Below are 11,769 nucleotides of genomic sequence, written 5' to 3'. Positions count from 1 at the left end.
TTTAGTAACAAATTTTTCATTTCTATGTGTTGCTTTAGTTTAAGCGGCTATAACACAAGCTTCTTGCAGATGAAACAGCCGTTTTTTTCTTTTTGCTTATGTCTTAAAGGCATTGTTTATTTAGGTGTTCTAAAGACGAATTGCCCCTGCTTTTCTTTAAGGACGTTGCCACTTTCCGCAACTTTTTGACCTCTAAGGAAAACACTTTGTGCCTGACCTTGCGTTTTAAGTCCTTCATAAGGTGTGTAATCGACATTTTGTAATTGGGTAGCCGCTGAAATGACGCTTGTTGCTGCCGGATTCCACACGACTAAATCGGCATCACTGCCAACTTGGACAATCCCTTTTTGGGGAAATAAATCAAATTGGCGGGCAATATTTTCTGATAAAAGTCCCACCATTGCCTCTAAACTGATGCGCTTGGTAGTAACACCGGCAGTATAAATTAGCTGTGGCCGGGTCTCGACTCCGGGCATCCCATTAGGAATTTTGCTAAAATCGTCTATCCCTAGAATTTTTTGAGTTTTAAAATTGAAACTGCAGTGATCGGTTGAAATTGTATCAATTTCACCTGCTGCTACTCCCTCCCACAAAGTTTTTTGATCATTCAAACTTCTTAAAGGCGGTGAGCAGACATATTTAGCTCCTTCAAAATGAGGGGCGTCATATAAATGATTGTCCAGCACTAAATACTGTGGACAAGTTTCAACGAAAAGTTTTTGCCCTCGTTTGCGGGCTCTGCGAACAGCTGCCAGTGATCTCTCCGTACTCAAATGGACAATATTCACTGGCAGTTCGGCTTGAGCCGCTATCGTTAAATAGCGTTCCACCGCTTCTGCTTCAATTGCATCAGGTCGAGACAGCGGATGATAATGAGGACTGGTTTTACCTGCCTTCAACAATTTTTTTATGCCTTCATTGACCAAGTCACCATTTTCGCAATGCACTCCTAGTATCCCGTGAAATTTTTTTATTTCTGTCATGGCTTCATAAATTTCGGCATCGGTTGTCCGCAAATTATCATAGGCCATGTACATTTTAAAAGAAGTAATCCCCGCTGCAATCATCGCCGCAATCTCATTTTTAATATCAAGATTCCAGTCGATAATCGACATGTGGAAGGTATAATCACAGGAACTTTTACCGGCTGCGAGTCGCTGCCAAGTGTCTAAACAATCTTGCAGAGAACCACCCTTGTCCGGTGTCGCCATATCAATGACGGTCGTTGTGCCATTTGCTAAAGCGGCACGGCTGCCAGTGGCAAAATTATCTGCGGTACTAATGGAACCAGCTCCATTATTTAGCTCTAGATGAGTATGGGCATCAATAAAACCCGGCAGGATAAAACAACCAGAAACATCTTCGACTTGTGAGTCCGCCACTGGTAAACTCGTTCCCAGCTCGACAATTTTTTCTCCTTCAATTCTGACATCTAGCTGACGTCTATCCACTGCGGTAACCACAAGACCGCCTTTTAATAAAATCGACATGGCTCTCCCTCTTTTCAAAAAGGTCTTCAAAACTTAAATTTAAGTTGGCTTAGATTTTTTTTTACGCCATCAAGGTGTAGCTATATTCTTCAATCAACGTATCCATTAAATCCAAAATTTCTTCTGGAACATCCAGATAAGTTTGATTGACATTGACAACTTGTTCTTGCGCTCCTAGTCGCAGCAGGCAATCCTTCGACAAACTATCAAGGACATAAAATCCTGAGTTAGTACTATCATGGAAGTCTGCTTCTGTTTGGAATAGAGTAAATTTATCTTTATAAGGCGCGCTTTGATATGGACAGAAGGTTTCACAGTTACCGCATTCATTACACATGCGGTCAATATGCACAATTTGCGGAGAACCTTTGATGGTCACCACAATGTTGGCTCGGTTGGGACAGACATCCATGCAAGATTCACAGACGGTTGAACACTCCAAACAGCGACTAGCTTGACAGACGGAATTTTCTGCTCCGTACAAGAGCCCACGTTTTTGCCGCACACTTTGGCGATCTTGATTGATATTATCTGTTTCAAAATGATTTCGGTGCAGTTCACAGATATTGGCGCAAGCCTTGGTGGCATCGGCAATCGCTTCAACAATCGTTGCCGGTCCTAAATTCGCATCGCCAATGACATAGACATTTTCCAAATTAGTTTCCAAAGTTTGGGGATTGACAATGACCTTGCCCCAATCATTAGTTTCCATGCCGATTGATTGGTAAAATTCAGTATCAACTTTTTCACCGACAGCAGCAATTACTGTGTCTGCTGGCACTTCGACAAATTCTCCAGTACCAACTGGCTTACGGCGACCCGATTGATCCCGTTCACCTAAGCGCATCATTTCACAAGTTAAGCGACCATTTTCCAATTTGATTGGCGCTAACAATTCCAAAAATTCAACACCATCAGCTAGTGCCAGATACAATTCTTCTTCGTCCGCTGGCATATTGCGTTTATCACGCCGATAGACAACTGAAACTTTTTTTACATCCGGTAAGCGCATAGCCGCCCGAGCGCAATCCATTGCTGTGTTACCACCGCCGACGACAATAATCCGTTCCCCGTAAGGATTGATATGAGGATTTTTACGATTAGCGATTAGAAATTCCAAAGAGTTTAAAGCTGAACCCGTTTCTAAGTGAAGCTTTCCATGTTTCCAAGCACCAATTGCATAAATAATATTGGTGAAGCCTTGCTTCTTTAATTCTGTTAAAGTTGGCGCTGCTTGCCCAGTTTTAAACTCAGCTCCTAAAAATTCCGCCATCTTAACATCATTTTCTACAGATTGAGGAGATATTCTAAATTCCGGTACGATTTGGCTGCAGACACCGCCAAGAGTCGTGGCTTTTTCAAAGACAGTCACTGGCATTCCTTCTCGTGCTAACAAGTAACCAGCAGAAATTCCTGCGGGCCCGCCGCCAACCACTGCTGTTTTTGCAGCACCGACTTTTTTCTCAGGTCGAACCATTTCAGTCATCAATTGATCATAAGCTGCTTCTGCCGCTTCCAATTTCGCTTCCCGAATTTGAATTGCTTCTTCATAAAATTGACGGGTACACTTGGTCATACATGGATGGGCACAAATTGTTCCCGTGATAAATGGCAGAGGGTTTTTGTCAACAATCACCCGTAGAGCTTCGAGGTATTTCCCTTCACTGACATAGCGTAAGTAGGCTGGAATATCTTGATCAATCGGACAGCCACCTTCATCACGACAAGGTGCTGTATAACAATCGATTAACGGGACATTCCGTTCAATTTTAGGACTCTCTCGTAATTTAATTGACTTATGATAATGGCTTTGTTTTTCAATTTTAGCGACAATTTCAGTTAGTTTTTCTAAATTCACTTGCACCGTTTTCGGATAAGGTGCATCCCCTAAAAGATTTGCTACTTGGTTCATCCGTTGATAACCACCCGGCTTCAATAAAGTAGTTGCCATGGTAATCGGCCAAATACCCGCCTCAAAAATTTCTCGAATATTGAAAATATCTGCTCCACCGGAATAAGAAATTTGTAGCTTGCCGGAAAAAGCATCGGAAAGTTTTTTGGCTAGGCCAATACTTAGCGGAAAAAGTGAGCGTCCGGACATATACATTTCTTCTCCAGGTAATTCGTTTTGGGCAATTTCTACCGGGAACGTGTTGGTGATTTTAACTCCGAAGCTCAACTGTTCTTTATCGGCTAATTGCTGCAACCGCTGAATCATAGGAACAGCGTCTTCAAACTGTAAATCTTCTTTGAAATGATGATCATCAAATTCGATATAATCAAAACCCAAGCTATCCATTTTCTCCCTTGCATAAGGATAGCCTAGCATTGTCGGATTGCATTTGATAAATGTATTCAGACCTTTTTTAGTTAATAAATAAGTAGAAATCCGTTCAATTTCATCCGGTGGACAACCGTGCAATGTCGATAAAGTAATCGAACGGCAGACATGGGAATCAATTGTTGCCAGATACTCTTCGTCAACCTGTTTAAAATCCTTTAGATATTTTTTGGCTGCTTGTTGACATTCCTGCCAAATCGCCGTATCTTTGGCATCTTTCAGCTGCTCAATAAAGCGATCAATTTTCTCCGATTGAATACCGGCAAAATCATAACCAACACTCATATTAAAGATAAATCCATCAGGACTACCGATTGCTAATTCTTTGCTGAGAATTTTTAAAACATACCAAGCTTTTACGTACTCTTCCATTGCCTGTGGCACTCTTAGCTCAGTTGACCATTCGACGTTGTAGCATTCATCTGCTGCAGTGATACAAGGTTTACTGACAGGCAAATCCTCGCCATCGATAATCTGAACCGTTTTCAATTCAAAAAATCGTGAACCGGTTAAATAGGCAGCAATAATATTTTGAGCTAATTGCGTATGGGGTCCGGCAGCTGGGCCGCAAGGGGTTTCCATTTTTTCGCCAAATAAAGTCATTACCTTCTGGGAATCTGCTTGGTATATTTTTCGAATGCCAAAAATTGTGCCCTCAGTTTGATATTCATTCAAAACCCAATTGAATAAAGCGTCAATTGAAATTGGGCGCATCATATCGCTCATCTTTTTCACTCCTTCAACTGTTTAGTTATTAATCCGACGCCATAAATCATTGGCCTGTACTTGAGCTTCGTGCCAAACTTTTTCTTCATCAATGCCGACCACTTCACGATTGCGCATCTTAACAACGCCATCGATAATTGTGTCTCTGACCATTGCTCCATTAACACCAAATAAAATGTGACTATTAGGATTGGCTGCCGTCATCGGTGTTGGTCCTTGATAATCAACAACAATCACATCAGCGGCGGCTTCTGGTTCTAAAACGCCTAATTTTGTTTTGAAATGACGATTCGCCATCTGTGGATTATTATCAAAAAGCATCGCTGGAATTTGGCTACCGCCGGCTGTTGGATCGGCCAAATGATGTTTATGAATTAGATTCGCAAACTTAAAGGATTCTGTGACATCATTCGTAAAGCCATCGGTGCCAAGTCCCATTAAAATTTGATAGTCATCAAACATTCTTAAAGCTGGCGGACAACCGACAGCATTTCCCATATTCGATTCAGGATTGGTCACAACCATCGTGTTAGTGTCACGAATCAATTCCATTTCGTGAGGACCAATGTGAATGCAATGGCCCAGCATTGTTTTTTCACCAAGAATCCCAAAATCATACAAGCGATTGACAATAGGTTTGCCATATTTTTGCAGTGAATCTTTTACATCTGCAATATCTTCTGCCACATGAATGTGATAACCGACATCAGCTGGTGTGTTAGCCACACAATATTCTAAAGTTTCATCTGATAAAGTAAAAGCAGCATGCATACCGAACATGGCTTTTTGTAAATCATCGCTCCGTTTTTGACTCGCTTTAATAAAATCAAGATTTTCTTTGACGGCAGCTTTCATTTTTTCAGCCCCATCTCGATCAGAAACTTCGTAACAAAGACAAGTTCGAATGCCATATTCATCCGCTGCTCTTGACAATTCATGCAGGCTGCCGGCGATATCACCATAGCTAGCATGATGGTCAAAAACTGTTGTCACACCATTTCTCAGACTATCAAGATAAGCGACTTTTCCACTGTGATAGCAATCTGCCAGATTCATAGTGCGATCTAAGCGCCACCACAAACCTTCTAAAATATCCATAAAATTATGTGGCGCATAACCATTGATACTCATACCTCGAGCAAAGGAACTATAGATGTGATTGTGCATATTAACAAATCCCGGCATTATGATGCCACCTTTTGCATCAATAAATTCTGCATCGGGGAATTCCTTTTTCAATTGATTGGTGTCGCCAACTTTTTTAATTTTTTTTCCATCAATTGCCACGCAACCATTTTCATAAAAACTTGTTCCTTGACTCCTAGTCACCAAGCGCCCGTTTCCGATTAATAGCATGTAACTGTTCCTCCCTTTATTAAAATAAGCAATCGCTTTCATTGATTTGGATAAAAAAATTTGGTCGTTTTTAAACTGCTAAATTGACTGATTTTTTTCTGTTAAAGCTCTCTTCTTTTTGAGTATAGCACTCTACCTAAAAAAAAACAATGCTACCTAAAAAATTTTTTTTAGTCAAAAATCTTGTTATTCACAAAATCCCGTGCTATCATGAATTTAATAAGCTTTGAGAACGTTTTTAGAAAGGAAGATTAGCATGCTTTCAGATGAGCAATTAACTTTTTTAACGCAAATTGCCCGTGCCTTAGCCGGACAATTTGGTGAAGATTGTGAAGTTGTCATTCATAAGATCCAAGAACAGAGTATTGACAATTCAATCGTCTCAATTGAAAATGGGCATGTTTCCTCACGACAATTAGGTGACGGCCCTTCCCAAGTAGTCTTAGAGGCTTTAAAAAAAGACCCTCGGACATTAAAAGATCATATCAATTATTTGACCCGTACCCATGATGGACGAATTTTAAAATCCAGTACTGTCTATCTAAAAAATCGTGAGGGTCAACTCGATGCCATCTTCGCCATCAATCAAGATATCACCAATTTAATTGTCGCAGAATCAGCAATAAAGTCGCTAATTGCCACCGAAGAATCAGAGGATGCCAAAGAACCAGATTACATTCCACAAAATGTCAACGAATTGCTAGATGACTTAATTGAAGAATCCATCAAAATTGTCGGCAAACCTGTTGCCCTAATGACTAAGGATGAAAAAATCAAAAGCATCCAATTTTTAAACAACAAAGGTGCCTTTTTAATTACCAAATCTGGAGATAAAATCTCAAAATTTTTCAATATTTCTAAATACACTTTATATAGTTATATTGATGCTACATGACAGTAATAAATTAAGTGAGTTCAATTGGAGTGAATCCAAAGCAAAAGATGAAAAATTTTGCTTTGGATTTTTTTAGTTACTTTGATTAATTGATTTAGTAAAATGCAAAAACACGATGACGGGCTGGACTTGGTAAAACTAGTGGAATTTCTGCCACTTAAAAAACACAACAATATTGCTAGAAAACAGTTTAAATCATAAAAGCTGATTAGGTTTGTTTAGGTCATTCTTATATTTCAAACATCTTGGACAAATTAGTTCGTGTGATGATAATGATCAGAATAGAGGCCGTGGATATATTCGTATAGAGACTCAAAAAAATATGATAAGTAGCTCAAAAACTCCGCCCAAGCGAAAACTTGGGCGGAGTTAGGGCGGATATTATATGATTTCACAATAGTCTGTCGTGTAACACCTACTGCACTAGCTAATTCTTCTTGGCTCATGTCACGTTCAATCCGAGCAACTTTCATTTTTAGATTCTTCACACCCTCAGCACCTCTCTTCATTCTTGTTATACTATATATAGGTCTTTTAGCAATATATATTGCTTTCAATTGTATATAAAAGCGATACTGAGCCTATCACAATTAAAAAAGTGAAAATATTCCCAGAACTAATGCATGCTGGACTAACAAATCGAACGTATTTTGTGGATTAATGGCATCATTGAAAGTAGTAGGACAAAAATTTTTATTTATAAACATGAGTTTGAACATTGCGTAAAGATTGAGAGGCGTAATCTTGTCTAAATTGTCCATGCGAGAGAAAAAAACTGTAATTGAGAATACCTGAAAAAATTTCTTCATGAGATAAGAGTTTGTCATTCTTTTTTTGTAGGATTTTTAGAAATCCCACCTTGGGTTCTTCTGATAAAAACCAATAAACAATAGCATGAATTTTTAACATAGTAAAAAAGTGTTTCATATTTTTAAATATCAAGTTAAATTCTTTTCCTTAATATCTTTTGTATTAATTGCTAACTTCAAGACACTCTAACATCGACCTCGCCTTCTTCGCTTTAAAAAACACAATTTTCCAAATGTTGAGATTAGCAATTTTTTGGATTTTTGCTAGTATCCAAGGACAAAGCTTACTTAACAATTTAAAAAAAAAGTGTTAGCAATTTTTTTTAATGATGCTGTGTAACAAGTTTTTTTAAGAGACTAGACCCTAAGATTGATTTCTATTGCATAAGTTAAGTTAGCAGCTCTAGATTAACTGGAATATCGGTATTGAATAGCATAAAATCAAGAGAAAGACTTTTGTTAATGGAGGGTTAGATGGATAAAACACGAAGTTGGGATATTTTATTAATTGGTGGGGCCTCGGGTTCTGGAAAAACTATGATTGCCCGTCCACTGGCCCGTCAGCTGGAGCTTGATTTGGTACGTGTAGATGATTTTCAGGTGTTGCTGGAGACGACCACAACACCAATTAGCCATCCGGCTATCCATTATTGGAATACACATCCTAATTGGATTGACGAAGGTGTTGCAGCAGCAGTAACTCATTTGATAAATGTTGGCAGAGAACTCACACCAGGGCTAAACGCCGTGATTGCTGACCACCTTGAAGAAAATATTCCAATGCTATTAGAAGGAGATTTCATTTTACCTGAACTCGCTACCCCGCTAAAAAGTTCGAGAGTCAAAACAATTTTTATTAATGAATTTGAGAAGGCGCAAATTCTGCAAAATTATCTAGCTCGGGAGGGAAAACTTCAGCCCTATCGAGCGGAAATTAGTTATGCCTATGGTAAGTGGCTCGCAGAAAAATGCAATGAGCTAGGAGTTTTAACGATAAATGCCCGCCCTTGGGACACACTTTTGGAGCGCATCATGGAGGTTTTAGTTGAATGAAAGAACAAATTCTTGAGCACCTTTGCTATACAGATTTAGTCTACCAACGAATCAATAAAAAACTTAAACTAGCCCTGACAAATTTTGAAATTGAGGAATTGATGTCTGAAATTATTTCAGCTTCTCAAAGTACGATAGAACGCCGAGGGAAGAATTTTTATATCGAGCATGCGACCAAAAAAATTCGTATCACGGTTAATGCCAACACCTATAGTGTGATTACAGCGGACCGTATACATGCTTAATATCAAACAAGCTATGAAAACCTGTTCTCCACAGGATTTCATAGCTTGTTTTAACTTGAGTCTGCCTACCTCCGACTGGTGATACGATTGGCCAGAAAAATACTGACTGCTAATAAAATTACCCCCACCACAAACAGCAGCTGCTTCGATTGCCAATCTTCACTAACTAAAGTAAACAAATAGAATGGTCCCAATTGATCTTTGCTACTCGTTAAGCAGATGACAAAATAACCAAATGTCACCATTAAACTAGGAATCATTTGCCTGAAAATGCTCCAAAGAAAACAAGTAAGTCCCCCTAAAAAAATCACTGTCGCAAATTCTGCTAAAAAGAAGTTGATAAAATCAAAGGTGGATTGATTTATTTTTAGAATTCCTAAAAATAGGAGTAAGGCCACAGCTATCATTGCTAAAATTTCGGCCAGACGAATAATAAGAATTTGGCTGTAGGCCGTCTCTTTTGTCCGCACCACCTGTAAAATACTCTGTTGTTCGTCTAGTAAAAAAAGTGGCACAAATAAGACGACACCAATCAAGGTAAAAAATCGTTCGAGGACAATCGCTGCTTGAGAAGTAACTAAGTTTTCCATCCCCACAACAACTGGTAAAAAACAAGTCAATAAAATAACTGGTACAACGAAGAAACTAAAATACTTTTTGAAAAAATAATACGCCAGCTTACTGTTTTTTTCCAAAGAGTCGTCCTCCTTTGCGCTTAAAGTCCACAACTAAAATGGTTCCAAATAGACAAATTATCCCAAGGACGCTCCAAAAAATTCGATTCGTAATCAGCTCTGGTAAGAGCTTGGAAAAGATATCCGTCTTGCCTACTGTATTAAAACGCGGAATCAGGTTCAACCCTTTTGCCCCAATCAATTGGCCATTTATACTGATACTGGCGAACCAAAGAATAAATTGTGCTGCAATTGCGACAATACCACCAAAGAGCTCTGTGATTAAAAAGCTCAAACCGACAACACCCAAAATGGTCGGAGTCAACCAGAGTAAAATATATTGATAATACAAGAATAAATTACTTGCCACGCCTAATTTGCTGGCAATCATTTCACTTTGCAAGGCCGGCATCAAAGAAAACAACAAGACTGGAATTAAAATTAACATCACCGTGCTGATGTACCGTAATCCAATTAATTTTACTGTCGCAGTCTTTTTAGTATAAATGACTGCCTGCGCTTGAGAACGCCGGTCCCGCAATACCACAGTCGCTGCCAAAAAGACTGGCGCAAGAGCCAAAATAATTCCGAAATAGTCACAGACAATTCGAGCATAGGCGCCACTCACCTGATCGTCTTTTATTATCTGTTCATATTCTTCAAGTGCTTCTTCGTAGGTCATTGGCACCTTAGTTTGTTCGTATTTATTTTGGTCAAAATCAGACCCTTCTCCAAGAATTTTGGTCACCTGCTCCATATCTTCTTCAAAATCTGTATAGGAATTTCCTGAGAGTAATGGGAAAGCATACCCTTTAAAAATTGTCATGCCATCTTGTGTTTCTAGAGAAGCAAGTAATTCCGTTTCTAATTCTTGATAGCTCTTCCCGCTGGCTTTTTCCAATATCTCTTTAATTTGATTTTTTTCGGTTTCACTCGGCGTTACTGATTTAAAAAAGCCTAACGGATAAGCTGTGTAATCATCAGAATAATAATCCCACAATAGGTCTCCATAGGTCTGCTCTTGAATTTCCTGGGTATCAGTCGTGATTTTAGTCCCATAGTCCTCTTGATTTGGCTGTGGTGCTTTAACCGCCGTTAAGTCAGTGCCCAATTGTGTAAAGATAAAAAAGCCAACCACTGCAATCACTATCCAATACGTCAGACTTTTGACTGTCGTTTTCATTTCTTGAAAAAGTAGAGCCATGTCACTCACCTGCCTTTTCTAAACAATAGAGGTAGGCATCTTCTAATGTCGGTTGAACTTTTACCACTAGCGGATGTTGCATTACTGTAGCAGTTGGGTTGCCGATAAAACGAATTCGGGTCGACGTGCCTTCAGCGTGTAAGCTGATGACCTTGACCTGTCGCTTAACTTCTTCTGTTTCAGTCCGAGGCAGCAAAACCTCATAAATATTGCCTTCTGTGAGCATTAATAATTCCATTAATTCTCCAGAAAAAATAATTCTTCCTTGATCCATAATTGCCAGGTGATCAGCAGTCGCTTCAATATCGCTGGCAATATGCGTAGATAACAGAACAATTCGCTCTTCGCTAATCTCACTCAATAAATTTCGAAAACGCAGCCGCTCTTCAGGATCAAGCCCGGCTGTCGGCTCGTCGACAATAATAATTTGCGGCTGATTGAGTAAAGCTTGCGCAATCCCTAAGCGACGCTTCATCCCACCAGACATCGCCTTGACCTTCGTTTTGTAATTGGCAGACAAGTTTACCTGCTCCAATAACTCGGTAATTCTGGTTTTTCTAGCGTGGCCTTTGAGTCCTGCTAGCACTGCCAAATAATCCATCGCTTCAAAAACGGTCATATTGCCGTACATTGAAAAATCTTGGGGTAAATAGCCAATCATCGAACGAATCTTTTGATATTCATGACTTGAAACCCCAGCCATTTCAATGCTGCCAGATTTGACGGGCAGTAAGGTCACTAAACTTTTCATCAATGTTGATTTGCCGGCGCCATTTCTACCAAGTAAGCCATACATCCCTTTATGAATTGTTAGATTAATATCAAAGAGCACTTGCTTTTTGCCGTAAAACTGATTGAACTGTTGAATTTTAATTCCCATCCTGAAACTCTCCTTTTATCAAAAACTCATTCTTGGTTCCTGTATACAGCTTAGCAAGCAAATCTCTATAATTTCTCTACATTCTAGATTTTTCCA

General features: G+C 39.3%; 9 protein-coding genes and 1 pseudogene. 3 read left to right on the top strand and 7 right to left on the bottom strand.

Going from position 1 to position 11,769, the window contains the following annotated elements; genetic code table 11:
• Positions 1–116 precede the first annotated feature (116 nt).
• The 3 genes from hydA to ssnA form a co-directional block, all read right to left on the bottom strand.
• Positions 117–1,490, bottom strand: a complete 1,374-nt coding sequence (hydA, locus tag ACYSNU_RS11210; protein WP_461737289.1) for a dihydropyrimidinase — start codon at positions 1,488–1,490, stop codon at positions 117–119.
• A gap of 61 nt (positions 1,491–1,551) precedes the next feature.
• Positions 1,552–4,557, bottom strand: a complete 3,006-nt coding sequence (gene ygfK, locus ACYSNU_RS11205) for a putative selenate reductase subunit YgfK (RefSeq protein WP_461737288.1) — start codon at positions 4,555–4,557, stop codon at positions 1,552–1,554.
• Positions 4,558–4,578: 21 nt separating this feature from the next.
• Positions 4,579–5,913, bottom strand: a complete 1,335-nt coding sequence (ssnA, locus tag ACYSNU_RS11200) for a putative aminohydrolase SsnA (RefSeq protein ID WP_461737287.1) — start codon at positions 5,911–5,913, stop codon at positions 4,579–4,581.
• 256 nt (positions 5,914–6,169) lie between these two features.
• On the opposite strand from ssnA, the gene ACYSNU_RS11195 reads away from it, so the two are divergent.
• Positions 6,170–6,808, top strand: a complete 639-nt coding sequence (locus tag ACYSNU_RS11195; RefSeq protein WP_461737286.1) for a helix-turn-helix transcriptional regulator — start codon at positions 6,170–6,172, stop codon at positions 6,806–6,808.
• A 395-nt stretch (positions 6,809–7,203) separates the two neighbouring features.
• Here ACYSNU_RS11195 and ACYSNU_RS11190 read toward each other — a convergent pair.
• Positions 7,204–7,317 (bottom strand): annotated as a pseudogene (locus ACYSNU_RS11190) (helix-turn-helix transcriptional regulator); the annotation flags it as partial.
• A gap of 774 nt (positions 7,318–8,091) precedes the next feature.
• Here ACYSNU_RS11190 and ACYSNU_RS11185 point away from each other — a divergent pair.
• Together ACYSNU_RS11185 and ACYSNU_RS11180 are read left to right on the top strand one after the other, a co-directional pair.
• Positions 8,092–8,670, top strand: coding sequence for a hypothetical protein (locus ACYSNU_RS11185; RefSeq protein ID WP_461737285.1), 579 nt, complete (start codon positions 8,092–8,094; stop codon positions 8,668–8,670).
• Positions 8,667–8,915: a DUF3781 domain-containing protein gene (locus ACYSNU_RS11180; RefSeq protein ID WP_461737284.1), complete on the top strand. Its 249-nt coding sequence runs from the start codon at positions 8,667–8,669 to the stop codon at positions 8,913–8,915. Before ACYSNU_RS11185 ends, ACYSNU_RS11180 begins: the two co-directional genes overlap by 4 nt.
• Before the next feature lie 65 nt (positions 8,916–8,980).
• On the opposite strand, the gene ACYSNU_RS11175 is transcribed toward ACYSNU_RS11180, so the two are convergent.
• From ACYSNU_RS11175 to ACYSNU_RS11165, 3 genes are read right to left on the bottom strand one after another with little or no spacing between them, the layout of a single operon-like run.
• On the bottom strand, positions 8,981–9,610 hold the full coding sequence (locus ACYSNU_RS11175) for a hypothetical protein (RefSeq protein ID WP_461737283.1): 630 nt from the start codon (positions 9,608–9,610) through the stop codon (positions 8,981–8,983).
• Positions 9,594–10,793, bottom strand: a complete 1,200-nt coding sequence (locus tag ACYSNU_RS11170) for an ABC transporter permease (protein WP_461737282.1) — start codon at positions 10,791–10,793, stop codon at positions 9,594–9,596. The genes ACYSNU_RS11175 and ACYSNU_RS11170 overlap by 17 nt, the downstream gene beginning before the upstream one ends.
• Position 10,794: 1 nt before the next feature.
• Positions 10,795–11,673, bottom strand: coding sequence for an ABC transporter ATP-binding protein (locus ACYSNU_RS11165; protein ID WP_461737281.1), 879 nt, complete (start codon positions 11,671–11,673; stop codon positions 10,795–10,797).
• Between the last annotated feature and the right edge of the window lie 96 nt (positions 11,674–11,769).

It is taken from the genome of Enterococcus sp. LJL120 (assembly GCF_054871765.1).
The sequence above is the reverse complement of the archived record's forward strand: the minus strand, read 5'-3'. Positions and strand labels throughout refer to the sequence as shown.

Bases quoted from the DNA above. Each gene is read 5' to 3' on its own strand.
- ACYSNU_RS11195 (WP_461737286.1), top strand. From the start codon at position 6,170: ATGCTTTCAGATGAGCAATTAACTTTTTTAACGCAAATTGCCCGTGCC.
- ACYSNU_RS11165 (WP_461737281.1), bottom strand. From the start codon at position 11,673: ATGGGAATTAAAATTCAACAGTTCAATCAGTTTTACGGCAAAAAGCAA.
- hydA (WP_461737289.1), bottom strand. From the start codon at position 1,490: ATGTCGATTTTATTAAAAGGCGGTCTTGTGGTTACCGCAGTGGATAGA.
- ACYSNU_RS11185 (WP_461737285.1), top strand. From the start codon at position 8,092: ATGGATAAAACACGAAGTTGGGATATTTTATTAATTGGTGGGGCCTCG.
- ygfK (WP_461737288.1), bottom strand. From the start codon at position 4,557: ATGAGCGATATGATGCGCCCAATTTCAATTGACGCTTTATTCAATTGG.
- ACYSNU_RS11170 (WP_461737282.1), bottom strand. From the start codon at position 10,793: ATGGCTCTACTTTTTCAAGAAATGAAAACGACAGTCAAAAGTCTGACG.
- ssnA (WP_461737287.1), bottom strand. From the start codon at position 5,913: ATGCTATTAATCGGAAACGGGCGCTTGGTGACTAGGAGTCAAGGAACA.
- ACYSNU_RS11180 (WP_461737284.1), top strand. From the start codon at position 8,667: ATGAAAGAACAAATTCTTGAGCACCTTTGCTATACAGATTTAGTCTAC.